Raw genomic sequence first — 25,850 nt, forward strand, 5'->3', positions numbered from 1 at the left:
GCATACACGATGCATCGCCTTTTCCGGTATGCGCTTTAGGGTGTTGCCGCGTGTCCGATGGCGTGTCCGCTTGCATTGGCGCATGCGGATCGATAGCGGTTTATAAGCGCTTATCAGGGCGATCCCTAATCCCGGGCAAAGCGCATTCCCGCCAAGCCGCTAAAGCCGTCGATATGTTGGTCCCATAACAGAGCGGGCGTTTTAGGTCCGCTAATCTGCGCCAGCACCATTACGCTATTCCCTGAATAAAGCCATGAATCACGGGGCATGCAAAACGGCTCGGGGGATCTGATCAGCCTGTCGTTCGATAAAAGCCGCGAGACAAAGATGAGAAAAAGCGACCTCTATGCATCGACGAAAGCTTCGGTTGAAAAAGCCTGCGCGCTGGTTATCTACCATGTCCTCGGCACTCAGGGATTCGGCATGCTGGCGCGCGGCACGCTATGCCTGACGCATACGATGGAACCCGTGTTTCGCTCGGGACGACATTATCCCCGCGACGATCTCGCGGCGGCAGTGATACTTCCGGATCTCGGTTATCTCCGGTTTTATGCGGCGTCTGTCGCGCCTTATGTGATCCGCAATGCAATCAGCAATCCGGAAGCGGTGCATAAAGAAACCGAAAAACTGATCCGTAAGATTTTCGAATTCTTTGCGCGTCAAAGCCGTGTATTCGATGCGCTGCCTTCCGGGCACGCGGTGATTCCCCGCGATGCACAAGCGATCTTGCCGCCGCTCGAACCGTCGCGCCGTTTCTGGATTCTCGAAAGCAACGGTCCACGACTTGCGTCGAATGAAATGGAATATCTCGAATGGGCGAATGCGTCGGATCAGATCGTGCGTCGATCGACGGTTGGCCGGCTTGAAATCTCGACGTGCTTTTATGGCGTCGAAGAACTCGGCGACGGCACCGATCTGGAGCCGAAGCTGTTCGCGACCACGATCCGCCGGCAGCAATCCGATGTGGTGTCGCTGGTGCGCGATTACCGGAATCTGACGCATGCGTTCGCCGAGCATCTGCATCTGGTGTCGAGCTTGCGCGCGATGGCCGCGACTGGTGCATCGGAAGACGAACTGATTGCGTTCGCGAACCGCGCGCAGGTGCCGAGCATCGTTTGACGGTATTCGCGGTAGCGACGAATGCGATTCCGCGGTTTCAGCTTTATGCGGTTATGCCGGGCCGTTCCGGCGCATGCGCTCAGGCCGTCGGCGCGGCGCCGGCTGTCGGCGCGACGGTGCCGGGACGGCGCAACATCTTGTCGACTTCGCCCGCGTGCATTTCTTCGGTGTGGATCATTTGCCGCGCGTATTCCTCGAGCGCGATCGAGCGTCCTTCGACTTGCGACAGCAGGTCGCGATACAGGTTGAGCGCGACTTTTTCCGCCTCCAGCGATTCGCGCAGGATCGACGCGATATCGAACGTATGGGAGTCGAGCAACGGCCCGATTGCCAGCGACGGATAGGCGCCGAGCGTGGTGATCCACTCGCCGGCCTGCTGCGCGTGGAGCAGCGATTCGTCAGCCTGTTCCCTGAGCCACGAGACGATCGGAATCCGGCCGAAGCCGAACACGAGAAACGAGTAGTGCGTGTATCGCACGACGCCGACCAGTTCCGACTCAAGGATCTGGTTCAGGATCTCGACGACTCTGTTCTGATCGATCTCGGACATAGTTCCTCCACGGGGGGCGTATTGAGGAAGGCCGGGCGACGGCCGAAGCCGTCCATAGTGCGCCCGAACGGCGGCGCCGATCAAGCGGATGGGCTTTTGCGGCGCAGCATTGGCGGATGACGGCGATTCGCGCGGACGCTGTTTTGCTTGGGGTTTGCGCGGCTTTTGCGCGCCGCTGTTTTCTGCGAAGCGTGCGATTCAGCCGACCGTATGCGGCATCGACGCCCACGCCCGGAGCGCGTCGCGCAGTTCGTCGAGCACCGGCGACCAGTCGTCATGACGACGTGCGCGGAACAGCCGCGTGGACGGATACCACGGACTGTCGGTGCGATCGGTCATCCAGCGCCAGTCGGTGCAGGTGGGCAGCAGAATCCAGACGGGCGCGCCCGTCGCGCCCGCCAGATGCGCGACCGAGGTATCGACGGTAATCACGAGATCGAGCGACGCGACGATCGCCAGCGTGTCGGTGAAGCTGGCGATCTCGGAGCCGAGCGGATGAAAGTCGATATCGGCAGGTAGCGCGTCGACGTCGCGCGCGGGTTGTCCCTTTTGCAACGAAAACCACGTGACATCGGGATTGGACAGAATCGGGATTAGCCGGGTCAGCGCGATGGAGCGGTAACGGTCCAGTTCGTAGTCGGGATTGCCGCCCCACACGATGCCGACGCGCTTCTTGCGTACGCCTCCATCCCGCGATTGCGATAGCGATTGGGACGCGGACGCCGCATCCAGTCGCGCGCGCCAGCGTTCGACGGCGTCGGACGGCGCCGACAGATACGGCATCGCGATCGGCAATGCATCGAGCGTGAGCGGCAAATGTTCCGGCGCGCGCAGCATCCGGCACCAGAAATCGTAGCGACCGGGCGGCAGGCCGGTCCATGCTGCATGAACCCCGGAAGCGCGACGCGCGATATCGCCGAGCGCCGCGTCGACCCACACATCCACGATCGCACCGCGCCGGTGCAACCAGTCGGCGATCCGCAGGAACTGCAACTGGTCGCCCAAACCTTGCTCGCCGATCAGCAGAAACCGGCAGCCCGCGACCGCTTCGCCATGCCATTCCGGAGAATCCGGCCGCACGAGATCGTGATTCGCCGCAAGCCGCTCGTGCCATCTGTAATGCGCCCAACCGCGTTCGAATTCGCCCACACGTAACAGCGCGGCGGCCAGATTGAACTGTAAGTTGGCGTCGTGGGGCAGCAGCGCGGCGGCTTCGACGCTGTGCCGGTACATGTTCGCGAAGTCGCCGAGCATGTTGAATGCATACGATGCATTGTGGTGTAGCGCCGCACTGTCGCGGTCGAGCGCGATTCCTTGCAACGCGACGTCGGCGGCGGTGTCGAACACGTGGTATCGGTTCAACGCGTAGGCCAGCGCGTTCAGCGCGGCCGGATCGTGACCGAAAACGGCGCGAATCCGCGCGACGACCGGCAGCACGCGGGCATTCGCGGTCGCGTCCGCAATCAGCGCGTCGAGCGTCTGAGTCAGAGATTGGGGCATGTTTTTTGACATTTGCAGCGCGATTTCGTGATGTGTAGCGATCTGACAACCACAACCGGCCGCGTGAAGTGCGCGTTTTCAGCGCAGGGAGATTGTTTTCAACGTAACAGTCACCAGATGAGGTGTCTGCCGGACAAATCCGAACCTGAGGAGGCCGTGTGAACGCGTGTGAACTAAAAAGCCGTGTGCGATCAAAGGGTCATCGAAAGTTTCGCAAAGGCTTGGATCTGGAAAATTTCACGATGACGCGTCGGTTTACGGGAAAGAAAACCCTAGAGAAGGTAGAATGTCGGGCTTTGCTCAATCGAGCGCGCCCAGTTCACGGATCCGGCGAGCCCTCAGGGTGCCTGCCGCGGCCAATTCCATTCTTTTCGTCATACCGAATTCAGCACGTCGGCCTTTTCGGGGCCGGAGCACCGGTATGACGCGTGCGCGCGTCCGGGGCACCAGTCAAACGTAGTCGGCCGGTTTCGAGGCCGAATTCAGTAAGGAGTAGCAGTTGATGGCAAGCGGGGCACAACGAACGGTGGCAGATACGGGAGCAGCGACGAACGGCGCGCGCGGCGGTAAGGGTGCGGTGCCTGCGGCTCAGGCGGATTCGGCAACTGATGCAGGCGAACGCCGCCAGCAACTGCGCGAACTGATCCAGTTGGGTCGTGAGCGCGGCTATCTGACGCACGCGGATATCAGCGACCATTTGCAGGGGAATTTCGCGGACACCGCTGCAATGGAAAGCATCGTCCGTACGTTCGCGGAAATGGGCGTCACGATCTACGAACAGACGCCGGACGCCGAAGCGCTGTTGTTGCGTGAAGGTTCGGCGGCGGCGTCGGACGATCAGGCCGACGAAGAAGCCGAAGTCGCGCTGTCGACGGTGGACTCGGAATTCGGCCGTACGACCGACCCGGTGCGTATGTACATGCGCGAAATGAGCTCGGCGACGTTGCTCACGCGTAAGGAAGAAGTCGAGATCGCCAAGCGCATCGAAGACGGCCTCGCGAACATGGTGCAAGCCATCGTCGCGTGCCCGTCCACGATCGCGACGATTCTCGAAATGGCCGACCGCGTCGCGAGCGAAGAAATCCGCATCGACGAACTGGTCGACGGTCTGATCGAAGATGGTCTGTCGGAAGCCGAACCGGTCGTCGAAGCCGCTGTGGTCGAAGAAGCGCCGGTCGAGGAAGAAGCGTCGGAAGAAGACTCGAACGACGAAAACGCCACCGCGCAAGCGAACGAAGCGAACCTCGCGCAACTGCGTGACGAGTGCCTGAACCGCTTCGCCCGCGTCGCGACGCACTTCGAATCGATGCGCGAAGCGTACACGGCGGCTGGCGCCGAGTCGCCGGCATTCCTCGCCGCGCAAGCCGAAGTCAGCGAAGAACTGCGCACGATCCGCTTCACCGCGAAGGTCATCGAGCGCCTGTGCGCCGACGTCCACGCAATGGTCGAAGAAGTGCGCGCGGTCGAGCGTCAGATCCTGCAATTGATGGTGGACCGTTGCGGCATGCCGCGCGACGAATTCATCAAGGTGTTCCCGGGCAACGAAACCGATCTGACGTGGGGCCGCGGCCTTGCCGCCACTTCGCGTGCGTATGCCGAAGCAATCGGCCGTAGCCTGCCGGATCTGGAAGCGCATCAGCAAAAGCTGATCGACATCCGCACCCGCGCCGTGCTGTCGCTGCCGGAACTGAAGTCGGTCAATCGCCGGATGCTGACGGCTGAGCGCCAGATGCGCCAGGCCAAGCATCAGATGACGCAGGCCAACCTGCGTCTGGTGATCTCGATCGCGAAGAAGTACGTGAATCGCGGCCTGCAATTCCTCGATCTGATCCAGGAAGGCAACATCGGCCTGATGAAGGCGGTGGACAAGTTCGAATATCGTCGCGGCTGGAAGTTTTCGACGTACGCAACGTGGTGGGTCCGTCAGGCCGTCACGCGCGCGATCGCCGACCAGGCGCGCACGATCCGCGTGCCGGTGCACATGATCGAAACGATCAACAAGCTGAATCGTATTTCGCGCGAAATCCTGCAGCGCACGGGTAAGGAAGCCGATCCGGCAACCCTGGCCGAGCGCATGGAAATGCCGGAAGACAAGATCCAGAAGATCATGAAGATCGCGAAGGAACCCGTGTCGATGGAAACGCCGATCGGCGAAGACGGCGACACGAACCTGGGCGACATGATCGCCGACGGCGACACGATGTCGCCGGCCGACGCCGCTTTGCACGAAAGCCTTCGCGCGACCGTGCGTGCGGTGCTGGAAGATCTGACGCCGCGCGAAGCGAAGGTGCTCCGTATGCGCTTCGGCATCGACATGGCAACCGACTACACGCTGGAAGAAGTCGGCAAGCAGTTCGACGTGACGCGCGAGCGGATTCGCCAGATCGAAAGTAAGGCGATGAAGAAGCTGCGTCATCCGAGCCGTGCCGACAAACTGAGCGCGTTTCTCGGCGAACGTTGAGCCGCCACGGCTCAACCGGCAGCGCGTCCGGCCTCGGGCGCGCTGAAGTGAAGGCGCCCGCCCCAGGCCGGGCGCGCTTCACCGGTTCAAAACCGCTTCGGTCCGCGCGTCACCGATGACGCGCGGCGCGGTGCTTCACTTCCTCCGCCGTCCGCTCCGTTTCAGCCGTTCCCGTCGTCTTTCATGCTGTCGCCGGCTTGAGGTTCGCTCAAGTTCTCCGGCTTTTCTGCCGTCATTCCAGACATCGTTTCCGTTATCTGTTTGCGCGATGTGTCGCGTCGTTTGCGTATGAAATCCCTTTTGTCGTTGTCGCCCGCGCTTGGCGCGTTGATCGCTGCTGCCGTTCTGTCGGCGTGTTCTTCTGCGCCGTCGGAGAAATCCGCGTCGGTGGCGGCGGTGCGCTATACGGGACCGGCCATCACGCTTCGCACGACGCCGGCCAACGCCGCGAGCGCGAACATGACGGGCGCGACCGCCACGGCCGCGCTCAACGTCAGCGCGACGCTCGCCGCGAACGCATCGGCGCAACCTGCCGTCAACCCGACCCTGAACGCCACCGGTGACGCCGCGCTCGCGTATCTGAACGCGCGTCGTCGGGAAGTTGGCCTGAAGCCGCTTGCGTTCGATCCGGACGTCGCGGCGGCCGCCGCGTCGCACGCGCGCTATCTGGTGCTGAACGGCGCGCACGGCCACGACGAGATCGTCGGCGCGGCGGGATTTACCGGGCCGGATGTGACGTCGCGCGTGCGGCGTCACGCGACGGTCGCGATCGGCGCGGGCGAGGTGTTGTCGGTGGTGGGCGGCGCGCAGGACATGAGCGTCGAAGCCGCGGTTCAGCAGATTTTCGCGTCGCCGTATCACCGGGGCGCCATGCTGTTCGACTGGGCGCGCGCGGGCGTTGCGGCGGATGGTCGCAGCGTCGCGCTGCAAACCGTGGCTGACAGCGCGGCCCAAGCGACGCCGCGCAATCCGACGCAACACGGCGCGCAATCCGTCACGGTCATCGATTTCGCTGATATCGCCGATCCGTTGCCTGACACGCAACTGGTCGCGTGGCCGTACGACCGTCAGCGCGACGTGCCGCTTTCGTGGACCGACATCGAGCAGCCTGACCCAATGGGCCCCGGCTCCGGTTACTTCGGGCAGGACGTCGGCTTTCCGATTACGCTGTCCGGCGGCCCGAACGCGCATATCGTGTTGCGTTCGGTGGACTTGCGCGACGCGCGCGGACATCGGGTCGCGTGCCATATCGCGCCGTTGACCGCCGCCGACACCGCGCGCAACACGGCAATCTGCACGCCTTACCGGCCGCTCGCAGCCGGGACGCGCTACACGGTTCACGCGCAAGGGGCGTTGACGCAAGCCACCTTCGCCGACGCGCCGTTCGATCTCCAATGGAGCTTCGAGACGCAGGCGTCGCCCGCGAAACCGTCGTCGGGCACGCTGACAGCGCGCAACTGAGCGCGCGCAGCGCCGTAACGCCCTCAAACCTCCAATCCCCTGCGCGCGAAGCATTGCGCCGCCACGCCCAACTGGACTAGATTTCGGTGTCCCCCTTTTTCGCCGGAACCGTTACGTGGCCGACCGTCTGGAACTCCTTCGGGTTTTTTGCATCACCGCCGAAGCCCGCAGCTTCCGCGAAGCCGCGGCACGCCTCGGCGTATCGCCGCAAGTCGTTTCGCGCGCGATCAGCGAACTCGAAAGCCGCTTCGGCGAGTCGCTGTTTCATCGCAATACACGCAACATGCAGATCACCGCGTTCGGTGAGCGCCTTGCGCAGCAAGCCGCCGAAGCGGTCGGCTCGATCGATTCGATCTTCGGGATGACAACCCGGAAAGCGGCGTCGAGCTATGCCGGCGTCGTCCGCTTGACGGTGCCGGGCGCGATCGGACGCATCTGCATCGTGCAGGCGCTGCGCGCCGATCTGCTCGCGCATCCGGAAATTCAACTGGACCTGCGGCTCTCCGACCAGCTCGCCGACGTAGTCGATGAACAGATCGACATCGGCGTGCGGATCGGGCGACTGGCCGACAATCGCTTCGTCGCGAAAGCCGTCGGCAAGGTCTCGCTGCATGTCGTCGCTGCGCCGTCGCTGGTGCAGCGCGCGCGGCCGGTCGCCACGCCCGCCGACCTGCACGACGCACCGACCAGCGCGCTGATCGACCGAAGCTCCGGCCGTCCGTGGCCGTGGGTGTTTCGCGGCGAACAGCCGTTCATCCCCAACCGCCCGTCCTTCATCACCGACGACCCCGAAGCCGAATGCGCAGCCGCGTTGAGCGGCCTCTGCTTCGCGCAAATGCCCGGTTATCTCGCAATTCCGCATCTGCAGGCCGGCCGCCTCGTCTCCGTCGTCGATGCATGGGCGCCGAAGCCGTGGACGCTCTACGTGTATCGCGCGCGCCGGATGCCGACGCCGCCGCGCGTGCGCTTTATCTTCGACCGGCTGGTGGAGATCATGGCGCAGCCGCAATGGCTGCCGTATATCGCCGCATAGGTTCGCGTACCGACGCATCGACATCGAACATCGCCCAGCCCAACCCGGATTGATCCAGAATCCGGCTTTCTGAAATCCTCACTCGTTCATTTACCGGATCAATCCCCGGTGCAACACTGACAGTCATCCGGTCACGCATCGCGGCAAGCCGCAGCGAAGGCGCCGGCACCATCGTCAGCTGTTTTCGAACTTCGAGGAGCATCAAATGAGCACCAACATTGCAAACAAGGTTGTCGTGATCACCGGCGCCAGCAGCGGTCTCGGCGAAGCGACCGCCCGTCATCTGGCCGCGCAAGGCGCGCGCGTCGTGCTGGGCGCACGCCGCACCGACCGGCTCGACCGGCTGGTGGCGGAATTGAAGGAAGCCGGTCAGCATGCGATCGCGGTCACCACCGACGTCGCGAAGCGCGACGACGTCGAGCGACTGGTGGCGACGGCGGTGGAAACCTTCGGGCGCGTCGACGTGCTCGTCAACAACGCGGGGACGATGCCGCTTTCGCCGCTGTCGAAGCTGATGGTCGACGAATGGGATCGCACCATCGATATCAACATCAAGGGCGTCCTGTACGGCATCGCCGCCGTGTTGCCGCGCTTCGAGGCGCAAGGCAGCGGACACGTGATCAATATCGCGTCGGTGGCGGGGCTGAAGGTGTTTGCGCCGATCGGCAGCGTCTACAGCGCGACCAAGTTCGCGGTGCGCGCGCTGTCCGAAGGGCTGCGCAGCGAAGTCGGCGGCAAGATCCGCACGACGATCATCTCGCCGGGCGCGGTCGAATCGGAATTGCAGAACCATAGTTCGGATCCCGACACGTCGGCGATGGTCCAGTCGTTCTACGAGGCCAACCAGATTTCGTCGGACTCCGTGGCGCGCGCGATCGCGTACGCGATCGATCAGCCGGACGACGTCGATATCAACGAAATCGTGTTGCGTCCGACCGCGCAGGAGTTCTGAACGCCGCTCGCGGCAGGTTTGCGGTCCAACCGGACGGCGGCGCAAGTCGCCGTCCGGTTTGCTTTTCCGGCGGGTGGCACGAGGTTTGCGTAGATAGTTCCGATCGAAAAACGGGGCATCCATGCCGAATAAAAACGCGACTCCCAAAAAATCCGGCAAGAACTCGGCGCTACCGCAGCCCGACGCGCGTCAGGCCTTGCTCGGTGCGCGCCGCAACGCCCGCATGGCACGCTCCGCGCATGCGTACGTGCGCGGCAATACCGGCAAATTTTACGAATGGCTCGACGGGATCGCCGGACACGCGTTACCGGAAGGACCGGCGATCTGGATTTGCGGCGACTGCCACACAGGCAATCTCGGCCCGGTCGCGGACGCGCAAGGGCGCGTCGAAATCCAGATTCGCGATCTCGACCAGACGGTGATCGGCAATCCGGCGCACGATCTGATCCGGCTGGGTTTGTCGCTGGCGACCGCCGCGCGTGGGTCGGATCTGCCGGGCGTGACGACCGTGCGGATGATGGAAGCGCTGGCGGACGGCTACGAACGCGCATTCGACGACGACGTCGGTCGTCCCGACAAAAGCGACCGCAGCGATAAACAGTCCGACAACGATCGCGCGCTCGCGCATCCGGACAAGCCCGAGGCGGTGCGCGTCGTGATGAAAGAAGCGGTGCGGCGCTCGTGGCGTCAGCTTGCCGAAGAGCGGATCGAGGACATCGAGCCGGAAATTCCGCTCGGCAAGCGTTTCTGGCCGCTCGCGAAGCGGGAGCGACGCGAGATCGATGCGTTGTTCGAGAAGCAGTCGATCGCGAGTCTTGCGACGGCGCTGCGCCCGAAAACCGACGATACGTCGCAAGTCACCGTACTCGACGCCGCGTATTGGGTGAAAGGCTGCAGCTCGCTCGGACGCTTGCGTTACGCGGTATTGCTCGATGTGGACGGCGCGGCGGTCGAAGGCGACGATCTGTGTCTGATCGACATCAAGGAAGCGGTGCAGGCGGCCGCGCCGCGTTATCGGGGCGCGCACATGCCGCGCGACAACGCGTTGCGCGTGGTCGAAGGCGCGCGGCATCTTGCGCCGTTTCTCGGCGACCGGATGCGCGCGGCGCGTCTCGACGATCGTGCCGTGGTGTTGCGCGAATTGTTGCCGCAAGACATGAAGCTGACGATCGAAACGCTGACGCGCGCGGAAGCGATGAAGGCGGCGCGTTTTCTGGCGTTGGTGGTGGGTAATGCGCACGCGCGGCAGATGGATCAGGCGCAGCGAAAAGCGTGGCTGACCGAGTTGCGTCGCAAGCGCTCGAAAACCATCGATGCGCCGCCGTGGCTGTGGACCAGCATCGTCGAACTGGTCAGCGGACACGAAGCGGGTTATCTGGAGCATTGCCGGAAATATTCGCAGGATGCGAGTCGCGGCGGCGCCTGAGACGCGCGCACGTTTCCGGCATTCCGGCATCAACCCGAAACTTGAACAAGCACGACAACAAAACACAACTGACGCGGAGGATTCGATGACCCTGGCTATTTATCTGGTGGGATGGCTGATTCTGATTGGCGGCGTGTCGTGGGCACTCGTCGCGATGCACGTCGCGCAACACACGATCGCCATCGTGGCCGTGATCATGCTCGGCGTCGCGGTGATTACCGCGGCGACCCGCACGCGCAATCGCGATCGCTCGTAGCGGTCGTTTTTGGTTTGACGTCGGGCGGTGCGCGTCACACGCTCGCGGCAACACCGTCCGGCGATGCGAGCGTGCCCGGCCAGCCGCTGGCGGGCGGTACGGACGCGCCGGGTTCCGTTTGCGCACCCGGCATCGTCGAGACCACCACGCAATCGCGGCCTTTGGCCTTGGCCGCGTACAGACAGCGATCCGTTTCGAGCAGCCACGCGCCCGCGCCGTCCAACGCGCGCCAGTACGGCGCGAGTCCCGCGCTCGCCGTGCAGCGCAGCGCGCCGTGCGTGTGCCCGTTCGCCTGTCGATGCGCGTGCGCCTGACCGGCGCGTTCGCGCAGATTGCAGATCAACAGATCGACGACGACTTGCGCTTCGACGCAGGCCAGCCCCGGCAGAATCACACCGAATTCCTCGCCGCCGTAGCGGCCGATCACGTCATGCGGACGCAGATTCGCGCGCAGGAACAGCGCGAAGCTGCGCAGCGCGGCGTCACCGGCGGCATGGCCTTCGGTGTCGTTGACGTGTTTGAAATGATCGAGATCGAGCAGGAGCAGACAGCACGGTTCGTTGTTGTCGCGGCATCGCGCGAACTGTTCGGCCAGCCGGTCTTCCCAGTGACGCCGGTTCAGCAGGCCGGTGAGGCCGTCGGTCTGACTGAGGCGTTCGAGTTCGCGCGCATGATTCGACAGCTTTTGCGACATCCGGAAGCTGACCCAGCCGAGCGTCAGCGGATACAGCACGAGTAAGGGCAGACACGCGATGATGGTCGCCATCTGCGTATGCGGCGCGAAGGCGATGCCGAGCACCGCTACGCCGATCGCAGCGCCCAGCGCATGCGCGGCGAGACCGCGCAAAAACAGCCGGATGCCGCCCGCCGCGATGTTGTCCATGCTGAGCATGGTCAGCAACAGGACGCTCGGTAGCAGGTTGAAGCGCATCGCGATCAGCCAGAACCCGCCGAACGCGGCATCGATCATCAGGTTGAAGCGTTCGCCGTGAAACGGAACACTCCACGACAATGCTGCGCGATACGCAACGTGCGGCCACAGAAAGCCGTGGAACACGGCGAGCAGCCACAGCCAGGGCGGCGTCTGCGCTTGCGCAAAGACCGACGCCACGCAAAAAAAGCCGATACCCAGGCCCACCACACGCATTCGATAAAGACGAAGCGCGAAGCGCTTGCCTTTACCTGCAAGTTGGTTCGTGTTCAACGCGGTTCCTGTTCGCAGGACGCGTCGCTCGACGGGCGACGGCCGGCAAGATGTGTGACGGCGTGCAAGGCGCTGCGGTCGCGGCCGGTCTCGCGGCACGACCTCTCTCAAAGCGCCTCGTCTTCGTTCTAGATCAGTTACTGACAGCAAATAACGGACGACGAATGACTAACGACGAACTGCGAACGGCGTGTTGCGGTCGAAGCCGGAATAATTTACCGGCTCAGGATGCGGTGGACGACGGACGGGGCGCACTGCGATGCAGTGCGCCCCGTCGATCAAGTGGCATCAGGCTCAATTCGACAACGACAGGTAGGGCGATGTCAATGGTGTTGGCTGGATGGGTTGCAAACCGGTCTGTTTGCTGAAGCTATAACGCACGTAAACCGCGGCCAGCCACTCGCGATACTGGTAAGCATTACCGAGTGACCCCATTGCGCCGAACGACAGCTGCGGCGCAAGCTGGTATTCGCCGACAGCGCTAAACGAGTACGCGACACCCGTCTTGCTTTGCGACGGATAGACCGCACCCGCATCGACATTAGCCACGCCGCTGTTGAGCACGGTCGCCGCGAAACTGGCCGCGTTGGCCTGCAACGTCGCATTGGTCGGATAGTAGTTCGACGCGTCCTGCCGGTAATGCTGCACGCCGATCGATGCTTTCAGGTCGTACGAGAACGGACCGTTGCGGCCGTACCATTCCACCGGCAGATTCAGGATCACGTATTGTTGCGGGCTGAAATATCCGCCCTGACCATACGTGAAGTACGACAGGTTCTTGTCGTAATGCATCATCGTCGTGTTGACGCCGATCGTCAGGGTCTGGTCGCTGTCCTTCACGAGGCGCGTGTAGAGACCGCCGCCGCCCTTGACCGCGCTGTTGGTCTCGACCTGATCGCCGTGATAGAACTGATAGGCGCCGTTCACGTACAGACCGCTGGTGCCGTCGTCCCAGGCCATGCTCGCCAGTCCGCCGTTCGACGTGACGCCGCCCCATTTGAGCCCTGCGCCCTGGTCGCGCGCGCCGGCATACGACAGCAACGAATCGGTGACGGCGCGTCGCGCGATGGCCAGCGAGTACGTCACGCGATCCGTGACCGCGCCGTCGTATTCGAGTCCGCCCACCACGTTCTGCGTCGGAAAGCCGACCGGCGTAGTGCCGATATCGCCCTTGAAGCTCTTGTTTTCATAACCGACCGACAAGCCCACGCCGCTCGCCGATTGCGAACCGTAGTTGTTGGTGCCGTTCACCGATGTGCTCGTCGTGGTCAGCGCATTGACGGTGGACGCATTGCTCGCGAGTCCCGAGCCGAAGCGCGCCAGCGTGTTCAGGTTGGTGCTGGCCGTGCCGGCGTCGAGCGTGACCGGCGTGGCGGTCACGACGATATGACCGTTGCCTGCCGCGATCCGGCCTTGAATCGGCGCCTCGATATCCGTCACGTTCGACAGGCCGTCTTCGCCCGTCCGGTTGCGGAACACGATCCCGCCCGTCACGGTGCTCGACCGCTCGCGATTCACCTGCGCAAGCTCATCCGCGACGCTCAGCGTCTGCGAGTCCGCTGTCGCCTGAGGCGGCGGCGCGTACTGCTGCGCGTAACCGGCGGGCGGCTGCGGAATGTACTGCTGCTGGTTCGAATACGACGAGCCGTAAGCCTGGTTGGGATAAGTCTGCGGCGGCACCGGCTGGTACGGCTGATACTGCTGGACCGGTTGCGGCGCATACGGCTGCTGCGCGTATTGCTGCGGATACGGTTGCTGATAAGGCTGTTGATACGGTTGCTGATACGGCTGCAGCTGCGGATACGCCTGCTGTTGCGGGTACTGCGCTTGCGCGTAGACCGGCGCGGCGGCGCGGGTCGTACTGCGGGCGGTGCTGGGCTTGCGCGTGGTCGTGCGACGCGTCGCTGCCGGAGCGGGCGCGGCGGCGTACGGCTGCGGTTGAGCTTGCGCAGGATAATTTTGCGCCTGACGCGCAGCGGGCGACATCGGCCACGGCGTCGACACATACGGTTGCTGCTGGTACGGCTGCTGCGGCGCGTACTGCGGCTGATTCTGCTGCTGGCCGTAAGCCTGTTGCGGATACGGTTGCTGCGGCGCGTATTGCGGCTGCTGATATTGTTGCTGACCGTATGCCTGCTGCGGATACGCCTGTTGCGGCGCGGCGTACTGCTGCTGTTGCTGCTGCGGCGCGTACTGTTGCTGTCCCGGATACGGCTGATACGCCGGCGCCTGAGCCGGATAAGCCTGCGACGCGGCAACCGGCGCGCCGGATTCGCCGCTGCCGTAGCTGTCGGCGCCATAACCGCCGTCATTCACCGACGAACTGGGGGCGCGCGGCACGGTCGATGGCGCGGACGGCGCGACATACGGTGCGACATAGGGCGCGGGTTGCTGGGGCGGCGTATAGGTCGGCACGTTCTGCGTCGGGTAAGAATAAGACTGCGAAGACTGGGAATTCGGTGACAGCGGCGACAGCGACGACGAATAAGCCGCCGACGACGAAGGCGCCGCGTACTGCAAGCTGGCTGCCGCCGCGTTCGGGCGCTCGAAACCGAGTTGCGCGCCGACATCGATCGGTGCTTTGCCTTCGAACGGATTGGTGCCCGGCAACGGATTCGCGCCGATCCGCCGCATCGCGGCTTCCCAGCCGCGCGGCACATTGCCCGCCGCGCCCGGGTTCGAATGCGGCGCGGCGTTGGCGAGCAGCGGCGTATTGGCCGCCACCAGCGAGCGTTTCAGATACGTCGCCGCCAGCGACAGATTGCCTTCCGCACGATACATCCGGCCGATCGTCGCGAGCACGCCCGGATCGTTCGGCGCGGTGCGCAGCGCTTGCGTCGCGAGCGAGTGCGCGTAGCTACGGTCTTTGGCGGCGGTTGCCGTCGGAATGGCGGCGAGCGTCAGGCTCATGTCGTCCGGACGGCGTCCAATCGCGACCTTGTACGCGACCAGCGCATTGCGATCGTCGCCTGCGGCGCTGTAGAGGCGCGCGAGCGCCGCTTGCAGATCCGCGTTGTCCGGCATGGCCGCGAGCCACGGTGAAATCACGTCGTACGCGCCCGCCAGATCGCCGCGCGCGCGCACCGCGTCGCACTGGCGAATCACGATGGCAAGATTGACGTTGCCGAAATCGGTGCGCTGCTGCGTCGTCATCTGCACCGTCGACAACCGGCGCATCACTTCGCCCAGTTCGGCGTCCTGATGCGTCGCGAGCAGGATGCCCGCGTACTGCAATTGCACGTCGATGCTGTTCGGCGAGCTGGCCAGCACGCTGCGCACGAGGTTCAGCGCGCGGCCGGAATCGCCGGCCTGCTGATAGGCGCTCGCCACCGCGCCGATCAGCTCCGGGCTGCCCGTCGCGACCGGCTCGGCATTGCGCAACACGGCCAGCGCCTGCTGGTTCTGACCGTTGCGCGACATCTGGTTGGCCAGATCGACCTGCTGATGCACCCACAAACGATGCTGCAAGCTGGTCATCTCGGCGGTGCGCTGCGCTGCCGGAATCTTGTCCAGTTGCATCAGCCCCGCCGACCAGTCTTGCGTTTCACCGGCCAGCAACGCGCTTGCGTACAGCGCGTCGGTCATGTCGGGATGAGCGGCGAGCAGGCCGTCCATCATGCTGCGCGCGTTCGCGACCGCGCCCTGGCGCACGTAAATGCGCGCGAGGTCGAGGCGCAGCCACGGATCGTCCGGCAGGTTCAGCAACGCGTCTTCGAACAGACTGCGCGCGGTGCCGAGGTCGCCGCGCGCTTCGGCGGCACGCGCCTGAGCCGCTTGCGCCTCGCCACGCAGACGGTTGATGCCACCGGCCTTGGTCTGCTGTTCGCTGTTCAACTGGTTCGCGAATTGCAGCGCTTCGTCGCCGCGACCTTGCGCGGCGAGCGCGCCGACCAGGCCGCGAATCGCGTCGGGATTGTCGGCCTGACGACGCAGCGCCATCCGGTACGCCTGTTCCGCGCCGACCGGATCGCGATTGGCGAGCAGCATCTCGCCGAGCAGCACCTGGGCGGTGACGTCCGACGGATTCAGCGCGATCGCGCGCTCGAACAGCGACTTCGCCTTCGCGACTTCACCGTTGCTGCGCGCGCCGATCGCATCGCTGGTGTAGGTCCAGTAGGTGGCGCTGTCGAGCGCCGTTTTCCAGCGCGACGGATTGCCCGCACGCGACGCGCGTTCGAGGTAGTCGCGCGCTTCGGCGAAATGCTCCTGCTTCAACGCGGCGATGCCCATGCCGCCCAGCGCGTCGGCGTCGCCCGGATTGCTCGCGAGCACCGACGAGAAACGCGCGCGCGCGGTGACGAGGTCGCCACGGTCGAGCGCGGAAAAACCTTCGCCGACGGTGCGGCCGCGCGCGTCCGACGCCGCGTTGGACATCGCGCGATCGTGCGCGGCCTTGTCCTGCACGACCATCGATTCGTAGCGCGCCTTGACGGCGGGATCGTCGCCGGACGACTGCAGATATGTTTGGTACAGCGCGTTGTCCGACGGTCTCGCGTCGAGCCACAACAACGCCTGACGCCAGCTTTTCTTCGCGTCCGCGCCGACCGTGCTGTCGCCCGCCAGCTTTTGCAGACGCGCGATACCGTCGCGCCGCGTGACGTCGCGATACGTCAGATGCTGCGCGTAGGCGAGCGCGAAACGCGGCTCGTCGGGGTTGTCGTGCGTCAGCTGTTCGAGCCCGCGACGCGCCTGATCCCAGCCTTGCGGCGTGGCGGCAAGCGCCTGGTAATACTCCAGTTGCAACTGCGGCGTGGCGGGCTTGCCGTTCAGCGCACGCTGGTATTCCTGCACCGCCGACGCGCTCTGGCCGCTCTGCGCGAGTCGTCGCGCGTCGTTGACGGTCTGATCGCGCGCGCTGGTTTCGCCGAGGCGGCGGCCGAGTTCGTCGATATTCGGATAATCCGGCGCGACCGCGCGCAGACGCGCGAGATATTGCTGCGCGCCGCCGCCGTCTTTACGATCGACCAGCACGATGCCCATCCCGAACAGCGCATCGGGCTGTTTCGGATTGATCTGCAAAACTTTTTGCCACGCCTGCTCGGCGAGATCGCCGCGACGGTGGGCCTGCCAGTATTTGCCCTGATCGACCAGCACGCTGATCGGATCTTTGGTGGCCTGCGCCAGAACCACGGGGGACGCGCTCGCGACGATCAACGTCGCGACGCTCAGTGCAAGCGCACGGGCGCTCAATCGCATGCGTTTCTCCAGCTCGGCACGAGACTGCCGGCATCGTCGAAACGATAGCGGCCGTCGATAAATCCGGTGCCGAACAAACCCAGCACACGATCGTAATAAACCGGCTCACGGCCTTGCACCGGCGGCGCGTCGAGCGCGGCGAGGTGAGTGCGGGCGAGTCCGAGGTTGCGCTCGTCGCCGAGCGCCTTGAAATAGGGGGCGAGGGCGCCCCAGTAGCTGAGCGGGCCTTCGCCGGTTCCCTGGCCGCTGGTGGCGGCGACTTTTTCCGGCGGGAAGCCTTGCATCGACACGCGCGAACGCATTCCGCCGATCGCGGCGAGCCACGGTCTGGCGAGCGGATCGGTGGGCGACGCGAGGCCTGCCCACAGATACACGCGGATCGCGTCGTAGCTGCCCATATCGGCATGTTCAGGATCGACCACGAACTGACCGGCGCGCCATGCCGCCCAATCCGGCGTGAAGCCGAGCGGCGAGGTGGTCTTGATCATCCGGTAGGTGCTGTCGGCGAGACGGCTCCACGGGCCGTCCGGCAACTGCTTCGACATTGCGCGCAGCAGCGGCAGCGGCATATAGCTCGCGTTCATCCGGGTCGTGTCGCCGGTGCGGAAACCTTGCGGTCCCGGCAGCATCATCGGGCCGAGACCCGGCAGATCGACCACTTCGTCGTGCGCGATGCGCTGCGCGAGCGCCACGCCGAGTTTCGTGTAGTCGCTGTTGTGCCACAGGCGGCCGGCCTGGAGCAGATCGTAGGCGATCCAGAGATCGGCGTCGGACGCGGAGTTCGGGTCGAGCACGCCGTAGCTGCCATCCGGCTTCCTGCCCCATTGCCACGACGGCAGACGCACGTTTTGCGGATCGAACTGGTTGGCCGCGAGATTGGTACGCGTCCAGGCCAGCAAGCGGTCGAAGGTGGCGCGGTCGTTTGCGACCAGCGCGAAGAACATCGCGTACGACTGTCCTTCGGAGGTGGTTTGCTGCGACGCCGTCGAAAAGTCGATCACGCGACCGTCCGCCTGCACGAAACGCCCGACGAACGCGCGATAACCCGGCCAGTCGACATTGCACGACGCTGCTGCGCCCGGCGCTTTCGACTGCGTCGCCGCGCACGCGACCGACATCGCGCCGGCCACGCACGCCGCCGTCAAACCCCACGTCACGCCCGAACGAACCGCCGCGCCGACTGCAGCGCGCGACGTTTTCAGTTTCACCCGCATATCAATCCTTCAACCGGCGCGCGGCGACGGCGCGCAGCCCTCGGTAGAACATCGCCGCGATGATCAGCGCGGCAATCAGGCCGGCGAGCATCAACAGCATCGGATGCGACGACAGCGCCCAGCGCAGGTATTCCTGCGGCGACAGATGTCCCAGATAGTACGCGTCGCCGTTCGAGGTGATGGTGACCGTGCGGTTGTGGATCACGGCCATCGCGCCTTGCAGCTCCGGCAACATGTCGTTGTCGAGCAGCGCGGACGACAGATCGGCATCGGACTGGCCGGGCGAGCTGATCAGCGCGACCGCGCTGCGGTTCTTCTTCAGCGGCGATTCGAAACCGGCGATCATCGCGTCACCGTTCGAGCTGACCATCGACAGGTCGGCGCGCGCGGCGGCGCGTTCGACGCCGTGTTCGCCGTGCCACCAGTCCTGCATGCGGAACATCACATCGGACAGCTGGAACGTGCGGGCGTCGCCGTCGCTGGAGAACGGCATCGATTTCGCCCAGCGTTGCAGCAGCGGCTGACGGCCCGGACCGCCGAAGATCAGCAGGTCCTTGTCGGCGAGACGATCGACGTCGTCGGCAAAACCGACCGTCACGCCCGTCGCCGGATAACCGGTCGATGCGCCCATCCGGCCCATTTCGAGCAGATACAGGCTGTAGTCGCCCGCGTCGGCATTGTCCGGCAGGATCACGGCGGTTTCCGACATGTCGGCCATCCGCGTGAACGGGAAGCCGCTGTTCGCGAACGCGGCCAGATCAGGCAGCGCCATGTAATGCGGGAACGACGAGAGATCGATGGTCGAATTCGGATCGACCGCGCCCACCACGTTCTGCAACAGACGGCCATGACATTCGCCGGTATTCGGGATGTCGTAGAAGAAGTGCAGGCGCAGTTGCGAACGCGGCGTCAGCAGCAACGGCGGCACGAACACTTCCTTGCGCGTTTCGGCGGTGCCGTCCGGCATGATGCGGTTGAAATAGCGGCCCGGATCGAACACCGACGCCGGTTGCGCGGGAATCGGCATCGACTGCACGAAGCCCGTGTTGATCATCACGTTGAACGACGAACGGTCGGGCGCCGGGCGCACCGTGTAGCGGTAGCGCAGATCGAGCGGCGCGCCCTTGCTGTGCCACATGAACAGATCGGGCGGCACGCGCATGTTGACCAGTACCGGCGGCGCGTCGTAACCCGTGACGGTCAGATCGCGCTGTTCGGCCAGTTCGCCGAAGCGCACCGGACGGTTGGTCGGCAGCCAGTTCGGCGCGTCGTACGGCTGGCGCGGTGCGAGTGCGTTCAGTTGGGTGACGGTCGCGCTCTGGCCGCTCAGCACGTTCGCGCCGAGGCCGAGCGCGGCGGCCGCGGTTTTGAGTTCGGCGTCGTTACGGCCGAGCACCAGCAGCAATTTGCCGCGCGCGGGCGCCTCGCGATCCACGACCGCGATCGTCGGGCCGGAAATGGCGGGAATCGTCACGCCGGCCGGACGCTGGTCGTTGGTCGCGAACACGACGGCGTTGCCCGACAGCGGCGGTGCATCGATCTGGGTCGGAAACAGCGCGCCGCGATAGCCCGCCAGCGCGCCGAACCACGACGCAACCGTACCGGCCGCTTCGAGCGCGGCGGGCGTCGGTTTTTGCGCGAACACGAACGGCAGTTCAAGGCGGCGCACGTCGCGACGGTCGAAGAAAGGCGCGGGCAGCACCGACAGTTCCGGTTTGGTGGTCAGCGATGCATAGCTCAGATCGAGCGAGCTGGCATTGCTGATGGTTGCCCACAGCGCAGAATTGGCCGGGTCTTCGCACTTCTCGGTGTAGTGGCCGATCAGCTGAACGTTCAGGTGGTTGAACTCGGCGATAAAGCGCGGATCGATCGCGATATCGCGCATCACCGGACCGCCAGCCTGCGCGTGCGGCACCGGCAGCGTCGCCGCCACTTCGCCGTTGATCAGGATTTTCAGCTGCGAAATATCGGGCAGCAGCGCGGGCGAATACGTGTAGATCAGATGCAGCGTCGCCGCCGTCACGACTTCGTCGTTACGCACGGAGAAGGGCACACCGTTCTGGCCATCGGTGCCGCGCAATTGCAGCGGGTCCTGTGCGCCGAGATCGGCGAAGGTCAGCGTCTGACGACGGCCGCCCGGCACCAGCGTGCCCGGATCGGCGGTGGTCGGCGTCTTGATGCCGAGCGCCTTGACCGTGGACGCGGCGAGCGCGGGCGCGGCCTGCGCCAGTTGCGGCTGGTTCACCGTCGACGGATTGAGCGGCACTGCGGGGCCGGGCGGCGGCACGTTGCCGGCCGCGGTCGCGAGATTCGCGGACGACGCGCCGGCCGTGGCCGTCGTTCCGGTTGCCGCGGCCATGCCCGCAGCTGCCGGCGTCGAATTTCCCGGCAACGGCGGCGGCGTCTGCACGACGCCGAACGCGGGCTTCGCCCCGCGCACCGACGACGACGCGTCGTCGGCCAGCGCGAACGATGCGAGCGGTCCTGCCAGCGCGCTTTGCAGTGCCATCCAGCACGCGAGGCCGCGTGCGAGACGGCGCATGCGCGGCCGTGTTACTGGATAAGTGGACCGGTTTTCATCGTCGAGACGATCTGTGTGCCGGAGTTCGACCTGCCGCTTCCCATTACCGTGACCCATAAATCAGCTTTTCTTGGTTTCTCGTTTTTTGGCATCGACCGCGCGCGGTTTCATCGCTACGCGCACGTCGTGGTAAAGGTGCTCGAACAACCCGGCGATACCGCGTGCCCCAACCAGCAGCACGTGCGACAGCCCGCGCAACGGCGTGTCCTGCTGACGGCCTTCGGCCCAGCCGGTCCAGGCATCGGCGCGCGCGAACGTGGTCTTCACGAACTCGTATTCCTGCTCGCGCGACATCGATTCGAAACGCAGCCCGACACGGCCCGGCGCACTGAAACTGACGGTGGCGGGGAACGTGTATTCCTCGTCGCCGCGGAACAGCGACACCCGCACTTTCTCGTGCAGCGGCACCTGAAGCTGCTCCGGCAATGCAACGCCGACGCCGCCTTCGGAGTAATCGATGGTCTTGCAGGCGAGCGTGCGGCCCGTGCTGAACTTCAGCATCACCGGCATCACCATCGCGACGCGGTGCACTGCGCGAATCTGGCGGCGCTCGCTTGCGGCCGCCACGCTGGCGCCGAGAATCAGCATGTTGTAGCCGGTCCACGCGAGGTTCAGCAGCGTGGTGTTCACTTCGCTGCGCACATGCCAGTTCAGCCCGATATGAACGACGCCGACCACGAAGCCGAGCAGGTTCAGCAGCAGCAGGAACAGATACGGACGCGAGATCGACCAGTCGAAATAGTCTTTCTCGATCTGGCCGCCCTTGGCCGTGACGTTGAACTTGCCGAGCTTCGGGTTGATCAGCGCGAGCAGGGTCGGCGCAGTGATGTACGACGCCAGCACGGATTCGTACACTTCGGCCCAGAACGAATGGCGGAACTGACGCTGCATCCGTGAGTTCGTGATGCTCGCGTGCATCATGTGCGGCATCGCGTAAATGGCGATCGACGCGGCGGCGGCTTCGATCACGTGCGCACCGAACAGCAGGTACGACAGCGGCGCGGTCAGGAACACCAGACGCGGAATGCCGTAGAAGAAGTGCATCATCCCGTTCAGGTAGCACAAGCGCTGACCGAGCTTCAGGCCTTTCTTCGTGAGCGGATTGTCGATCCGGAAAATCTGCGTCATGCCGCGCGCCCAGCGAATCCGTTGGCCGATGTGGCCGGACAGGCTTTCAGTGGCGAGGCCGGCGGCTTGCGGAATCGCCAGATACGCGGTGGTGTAGCCGAGGCCGTGCAGCTTCAACGCGGTGTGCGCGTCTTCCGTCACGGTCTCGACCGCGATACCGCCAATCTCCTCGACCATCGTGCGACGCAGCAGCGCGCACGAACCGCAGAAGAACGTCGCGTTCCACAGATCGTTGCCGTCCTGCACGAGACCGTAGAACAGCTCGCCTTCGTTCGGCACCTTGCGGAACGTGCCGAGGTTGCGCTCGAACGGATCGGCGGAGAAAAAGTGGTGGGGCGTTTGCAGCAGCGACAGCAGCTTGTCGCGCAGGAACCAGCCGAGGCCGATCTGCAGGAACGAGCGGGTCGGAATGTGATCGCAGTCGAAGATCGCCATGTACTCGCCATGGGTGATCTTCAGCGCCGCGTTGATATTGCCGGCCTTCGCGTGGAAGTTGTTGGTGCGGATCGTCCAGTTGACGCCCACTTCTTCGCAGAATGCCTTGAACTCGGGACGGCGGCCGTCGTCGAGCACGTGGATGGACAGCTTGTCGGTCGGATAGTCGAGCGCGAGCGCGGCGAAGATGGTCGGCTTCACCACCGACAGCGGCTCGTTATACGTCGGGATAAACACATCGACGGTCGGCCAGTCGGCGCGCGAGCGCGGCAACGGCATCGGCTGGCGCTTCAGCGGCCACGCGGTCTGGAAATAGCCGAGCAGCAACACGAGCGTCGAATAGACTTCGGCGAACACCAGCAGCAGACCCCACGCCATGTCGAGCGGATGCTCCCAGTGCGTGGTGGTGGTCAGTCGCCAGAACATGTAACGCCCGGACGCCACCACCGACAGCATGATCATCACCAGCGTCGTGTAGTTGCCTTGCAGACGGCGGAACAGCATCGCGACCACGAAACACGCGGTCGCGAAAATGAGTTGCTGTTCGAACACCAGCGGCACGGTGAACACGAAATACAGCATGGTGACCGCGAACACCGTGGCGACGATCTTGACGATCCAGCTATCCCAGACCGGCCAGTCGACCATCCGTTCCAGACGCGACGGCGCGCCGGCGTCGGCGCCGGTGCGCAGCGGTTGCCGTGCGGCAGCTTCCGGTGTGCTCATGCCACTTTTCCTGGCGATACGGGGATCGCGTCGATCGCTGCGAGCAGCCAGTCGCCGCAGGTGCGGAAATCGGCGGCGGCCTGGCTCAGCGGGTCGTAATGGATCAGCGTGGTGTCGCAAGCCAGCGACTCGCTGACGCCTTCGTCCTGATGGATCACGCCGGGGAAGACCTTGCCGCCCAGCATGTGACGCAACACCTTGAGCACGTCTTTGGCGAGCTGGCGCGACAGATCGACCTGATTGACGACATACCCGGCGCCGCCGAAATCGGCGCGCGGCGCGGCGTAGGTTTCAATCAGCCGTTCCATTTGCGGAATCGCGGCGTAGGACGCGGCGTCGGCGAGCACGACGTTCAGCGCGAAGTTGGCCGCGCACAACGCGGTGCGCGTGTACGCCGACGAACCCGGCGGCGTATCCACGATCACGATGTCCGATTCTTCGAGTTGCAACGTGGCCAGCGATTGCGCGAGCCACAACGGTTCGTGGTCGATATACGCTTCGAAGCGGCGGCGGTCGTCTTCGAGCACGGCGCCGTACGGCAGCACCGTGACGCCGTCCACCCCGTCGAACATCACCGATTGCCAGGCGTCGCCCGCGAGGGTGGCGCGCGACAGTCCGTCGATGCTGTCCAGCGGCACGCCGAAGTGCAGGCGCAACGCATTTTGCGGATCGAGGTCGAGCGCGATGATGCGTCGGCCGCTGGCGGCAAGCACCGACGCCAGATTGGCGGCGAGGGTGGTTTTGCCGACGCCGCCTTTCGCGGAAACCACTGTGATGACTTTCATGGGCGTCGCGGTCCGTTGACCAGCCACGAATGCGGAGCCGCTGCGGGGCGCGTGCCGTTCGCAGCCTGGTCGGAGTGAGATGCGGATGTGCGCGGGCCGCTGACCGGCGCGCCGAACGGTCCGGTCGGGTAAGCGCCGGGCGTCGGTTGTGCCACCGGTTGTGCGGCGGCCGGTGCGGGCGCGCGCAGCCGGTCGAACATCGATTGCAGCGGCGCGGCCGGTTCTGCCTGACGTGCGGCGTTGCCGCCACCGAACAGGCGGCTCAGCATCGACGGCGGATTCTGCGCGGGTGCGGCAGCCGGCATCGGCGCGGCCGCAGGTGCGGTGGCGGGGAAACCGCGCGCCGGTGCGCCGGCGAACGACGGCGTGGCTGCATCGGTCATCGTCACGACCGGTTGCGACCATGCCGACGGCGCATTGAAAGCCGGTTGCGCAGGCGCGGCGTAATGCGTCGCCGGAATCGCAGCGGGTGCCTGCATCCACGGCAGCTGCGGGGCTGCGTGCGGTGTCGGTTGAGCCGCAGCAACGCCCCATTGCGCCGGTTGTGCCGCTTGCGCCGCGCGTGCGGCCTGCGCCGCCTGGGCGATCTGCGCGACCTGAACGGCTTGCGCCGTTTGCGCGGCTTGCGCGACGAGCAGCGCTTGGGCGGTTTGCGCGGGCGTTGCGGCGGGTGTCACGGCGGGTGTCACGGCGGCCGCTATCGGCGCTGCGACCAGTGTTGCCGGTGCGGATTGCGCCGGAGGTGTGGCTTGCGACGCAGACAGTTGCGACGCGGTATCGGTGGATGCGGCGGACGCCGACGCGAGCGGCGTGACCGCCGCCAGTTGCGGTTCGAGCGAGAAACGTGCGGCACCGCGCTGAACGAGCGGCTCCGGTTTCTTAAAGTTCAGGACAGGCGGCATATCGCGACGCGGCGAGCGCGCAAACAGCGGCGCGCTCTTGCGATCGACCGGCGCATGCGGATCGGTACGGGCGAAACCCGGCGGCACGGCGGCGCCTGCTTCGGGTTGCGCGCGCGACGCGTCGGCTGCGGCTTGCTCGCCCGGTTCGCCGACGACGGGAATCTGCTGCCGGTTGAGGTCGAGCGTCACGAGCAGCGGCCAGCGCGTGCGCGCCGTCGCGGCGTCGTTCTCACGGCCGATTTCCTGGTAGTCGGACGCGTTGCCGCCGAAATGTCCGAACAGTGTTTCGATGTCGCTCGAAGGACTCATGATGCCGCCGTCTTATCTAGGGATGGCCGCTTCACGATGCCGGTCCGTACGTACGCTGTACGGCGGGCACCGTTTGGCCAGTAAAAAATCGCTGCACTCCGGTCACGCCGGATAACGGCCCAACCGGAATTCGATGGCGGTGTTCTCGTCGAAACCGCTCGTCTGCGCCACCGACAAGCCTTGCGCGCCGAGCGCGCTGAGCCAGGTCTGGTAGGCGCCTTCGAGGAAGGCCGGAGTCCAGGAGAGCGCCGAAGCGCCGAATGCGTGCAGCGGCGCGCAGTAGTGTGCGATGCGGAGGTATTCCGGTTCGTCCGATAGCTCGACAAAGCCCCATTGTGCGTCTTGCCAGCACAGGTTCAGCGCGGCGGCGAGTTCCGCCGTCGAGCCGACCGGCGGCAGCGCGTGCGCTGCGGCAAAGCGGCAACCTACCCTGAACATCAATTGACGCAACTCATCGTGGCCGATCTGCGTCTCGAATTCCTCGGCGAGGGCGGTAAGCATGCCGCGCCATTGCGGGGAAATCTGACGTTCAAGCAGGTAGTCGAGAATTGGGACCATGTTTTCCGAAAGACGGCCGTTTGAAATCTTTATGGCTGACGTCGACTAAGGCAT

The 25,850-nt window shown here is 64.9% G+C and carries 18 protein-coding genes; 7 read left to right on the forward strand and 11 right to left on the reverse strand.

Annotated features, from left to right (window positions below):
• The first annotated feature begins 327 nt into the window (after positions 1–327).
• On the forward strand, positions 328–1,119 hold the full coding sequence (locus PW947_RS11340) for a hypothetical protein (RefSeq protein WP_299631672.1): 792 nt from the start codon (positions 328–330) through the stop codon (positions 1,117–1,119).
• A gap of 79 nt (positions 1,120–1,198) precedes the next feature.
• On the opposite strand, the gene PW947_RS11345 is transcribed toward PW947_RS11340, so the two are convergent.
• Positions 1,199–1,669 carry a ferritin-like domain-containing protein gene (locus PW947_RS11345; protein ID WP_299631673.1) on the reverse strand — a complete coding sequence of 157 codons (471 nt, stop codon included), beginning with the start codon at positions 1,667–1,669 and terminating at the stop codon, positions 1,199–1,201.
• A gap of 198 nt (positions 1,670–1,867) precedes the next feature.
• Positions 1,868–3,169: a hypothetical protein gene (locus PW947_RS11350; RefSeq protein WP_299631674.1), complete on the reverse strand. Its 1,302-nt coding sequence runs from the start codon at positions 3,167–3,169 to the stop codon at positions 1,868–1,870.
• 502 nt (positions 3,170–3,671) lie between these two features.
• Here PW947_RS11350 and rpoD point away from each other — a divergent pair.
• From rpoD to PW947_RS11365, 3 genes are all read left to right on the forward strand, one after another.
• Positions 3,672–5,630 (forward strand): RNA polymerase sigma factor RpoD, encoded by a 1,959-nt coding sequence (gene rpoD, locus PW947_RS11355; protein WP_299631676.1) that lies wholly within the window; start codon positions 3,672–3,674, stop codon positions 5,628–5,630.
• Between the two features lie 288 nt (positions 5,631–5,918).
• The gene (locus PW947_RS11360; RefSeq protein WP_299631677.1) at positions 5,919–7,091 is read left to right on the forward strand and encodes a CAP domain-containing protein; all 1,173 of its coding nucleotides are present in this window, start codon (positions 5,919–5,921) and stop codon (positions 7,089–7,091) included.
• A 115-nt stretch (positions 7,092–7,206) separates the two neighbouring features.
• On the forward strand, positions 7,207–8,124 hold the full coding sequence (locus PW947_RS11365; protein ID WP_299631678.1) for a LysR family transcriptional regulator: 918 nt from the start codon (positions 7,207–7,209) through the stop codon (positions 8,122–8,124).
• On the opposite strand, the gene PW947_RS11370 is transcribed toward PW947_RS11365, so the two are convergent.
• Positions 8,084–8,326, reverse strand: a complete 243-nt coding sequence (locus PW947_RS11370) for a hypothetical protein (RefSeq protein WP_299631679.1) — start codon at positions 8,324–8,326, stop codon at positions 8,084–8,086. The genes PW947_RS11365 and PW947_RS11370 overlap by 41 nt on opposite strands.
• A 3-nt stretch (positions 8,327–8,329) precedes the next feature.
• Between PW947_RS11370 and PW947_RS11375 the strand changes: the two genes are divergently transcribed.
• From PW947_RS11375 to PW947_RS11385, 3 genes are all read left to right on the forward strand, one after another.
• Positions 8,330–9,076, forward strand: coding sequence for an SDR family oxidoreductase (locus tag PW947_RS11375; RefSeq protein WP_299631681.1), 747 nt, complete (start codon positions 8,330–8,332; stop codon positions 9,074–9,076).
• 121 nt (positions 9,077–9,197) lie between these two features.
• The gene (locus PW947_RS11380; RefSeq protein ID WP_299631683.1) at positions 9,198–10,502 is read left to right on the forward strand and encodes a DUF2252 domain-containing protein; all 1,305 of its coding nucleotides are present in this window, start codon (positions 9,198–9,200) and stop codon (positions 10,500–10,502) included.
• An 85-nt stretch (positions 10,503–10,587) separates the two neighbouring features.
• The gene (locus PW947_RS11385) at positions 10,588–10,758 is read left to right on the forward strand and encodes a hypothetical protein (RefSeq protein ID WP_299631685.1); all 171 of its coding nucleotides are present in this window, start codon (positions 10,588–10,590) and stop codon (positions 10,756–10,758) included.
• A 34-nt stretch (positions 10,759–10,792) separates the two neighbouring features.
• On the opposite strand, the gene PW947_RS11390 is transcribed toward PW947_RS11385, so the two are convergent.
• The 8 genes from PW947_RS11390 to bcsD all read right to left on the reverse strand — a co-directional run bounded on the left by PW947_RS11390 (position 10,793) and on the right by bcsD (position 25,796).
• The gene (locus PW947_RS11390) at positions 10,793–11,962 is read right to left on the reverse strand and encodes a diguanylate cyclase (protein WP_299631686.1); all 1,170 of its coding nucleotides are present in this window, start codon (positions 11,960–11,962) and stop codon (positions 10,793–10,795) included.
• A 294-nt stretch (positions 11,963–12,256) separates the two neighbouring features.
• A complete protein-coding gene (locus PW947_RS11395; RefSeq protein ID WP_299631688.1) occupies positions 12,257–17,158 on the reverse strand; it encodes a cellulose synthase subunit BcsC-related outer membrane protein in 4,902 nt (1,633 codons plus the stop codon).
• On the reverse strand, positions 17,149–18,372 hold the full coding sequence (gene bcsZ / locus PW947_RS11400; RefSeq protein ID WP_299631690.1) for a cellulose synthase complex periplasmic endoglucanase BcsZ: 1,224 nt from the start codon (positions 18,370–18,372) through the stop codon (positions 17,149–17,151). The genes PW947_RS11395 and bcsZ overlap by 10 nt, the downstream gene beginning before the upstream one ends.
• Before the next feature lies 1 nt (position 18,373).
• Entirely contained in the window at positions 18,374–20,914 is a 2,541-nt protein-coding gene (gene bcsB, locus PW947_RS11405; protein WP_299631692.1) for a cellulose biosynthesis cyclic di-GMP-binding regulatory protein BcsB, read from the reverse strand.
• 99 nt (positions 20,915–21,013) lie between these two features.
• The gene (bcsA, locus tag PW947_RS11410) at positions 21,014–23,242 is read right to left on the reverse strand and encodes a UDP-forming cellulose synthase catalytic subunit (RefSeq protein ID WP_299631693.1); all 2,229 of its coding nucleotides are present in this window, start codon (positions 23,240–23,242) and stop codon (positions 21,014–21,016) included.
• Positions 23,239–24,027, reverse strand: coding sequence for a cellulose biosynthesis protein BcsQ (gene bcsQ / locus PW947_RS11415; protein ID WP_299631694.1), 789 nt, complete (start codon positions 24,025–24,027; stop codon positions 23,239–23,241). Before bcsQ ends, bcsA begins: the two co-directional genes overlap by 4 nt.
• The gene (gene bcsP / locus PW947_RS11420; protein WP_299631696.1) at positions 24,024–25,238 is read right to left on the reverse strand and encodes a cellulose biosynthesis protein BcsP; all 1,215 of its coding nucleotides are present in this window, start codon (positions 25,236–25,238) and stop codon (positions 24,024–24,026) included. The genes bcsQ and bcsP overlap by 4 nt, the downstream gene beginning before the upstream one ends.
• 102 nt (positions 25,239–25,340) lie before the next feature.
• Positions 25,341–25,796 (reverse strand): cellulose biosynthesis protein BcsD, encoded by a 456-nt coding sequence (gene bcsD / locus PW947_RS11425; protein WP_299631698.1) that lies wholly within the window; start codon positions 25,794–25,796, stop codon positions 25,341–25,343.
• Positions 25,797–25,850 lie beyond the last annotated feature (54 nt).

The sequence above is a fragment of the Paraburkholderia sp. genome, from assembly GCF_028283785.1.
Lineage (GTDB): Bacteria > Pseudomonadota > Gammaproteobacteria > Burkholderiales > Burkholderiaceae > Paraburkholderia.

Bases quoted from the DNA above. Each gene is read 5' to 3' on its own strand.
- PW947_RS11345 (WP_299631673.1), bottom strand. From the start codon at position 1,669: ATGTCCGAGATCGATCAGAACAGAGTCGTCGAGATCCTGAACCAGATC.
- bcsZ (WP_299631690.1), bottom strand. From the start codon at position 18,372: ATGCGGGTGAAACTGAAAACGTCGCGCGCTGCAGTCGGCGCGGCGGTT.
- PW947_RS11340 (WP_299631672.1), top strand. From the start codon at position 328: ATGAGAAAAAGCGACCTCTATGCATCGACGAAAGCTTCGGTTGAAAAA.
- bcsQ (WP_299631694.1), bottom strand. From the start codon at position 24,027: ATGAAAGTCATCACAGTGGTTTCCGCGAAAGGCGGCGTCGGCAAAACC.
- PW947_RS11370 (WP_299631679.1), bottom strand. From the start codon at position 8,326: ATGCTCCTCGAAGTTCGAAAACAGCTGACGATGGTGCCGGCGCCTTCG.
- PW947_RS11350 (WP_299631674.1), bottom strand. From the start codon at position 3,169: ATGCCCCAATCTCTGACTCAGACGCTCGACGCGCTGATTGCGGACGCG.
- rpoD (WP_299631676.1), top strand. From the start codon at position 3,672: ATGGCAAGCGGGGCACAACGAACGGTGGCAGATACGGGAGCAGCGACG.
- bcsD (WP_299631698.1), bottom strand. From the start codon at position 25,796: ATGGTCCCAATTCTCGACTACCTGCTTGAACGTCAGATTTCCCCGCAA.
- bcsA (WP_299631693.1), bottom strand. From the start codon at position 23,242: ATGAGCACACCGGAAGCTGCCGCACGGCAACCGCTGCGCACCGGCGCC.
- PW947_RS11395 (WP_299631688.1), bottom strand. From the start codon at position 17,158: ATGCGATTGAGCGCCCGTGCGCTTGCACTGAGCGTCGCGACGTTGATC.
- PW947_RS11380 (WP_299631683.1), top strand. From the start codon at position 9,198: ATGCCGAATAAAAACGCGACTCCCAAAAAATCCGGCAAGAACTCGGCG.
- bcsP (WP_299631696.1), bottom strand. From the start codon at position 25,238: ATGAGTCCTTCGAGCGACATCGAAACACTGTTCGGACATTTCGGCGGC.
- PW947_RS11375 (WP_299631681.1), top strand. From the start codon at position 8,330: ATGAGCACCAACATTGCAAACAAGGTTGTCGTGATCACCGGCGCCAGC.
- bcsB (WP_299631692.1), bottom strand. From the start codon at position 20,914: ATGCGCCGTCTCGCACGCGGCCTCGCGTGCTGGATGGCACTGCAAAGC.
- PW947_RS11385 (WP_299631685.1), top strand. From the start codon at position 10,588: ATGACCCTGGCTATTTATCTGGTGGGATGGCTGATTCTGATTGGCGGC.
- PW947_RS11360 (WP_299631677.1), top strand. From the start codon at position 5,919: ATGAAATCCCTTTTGTCGTTGTCGCCCGCGCTTGGCGCGTTGATCGCT.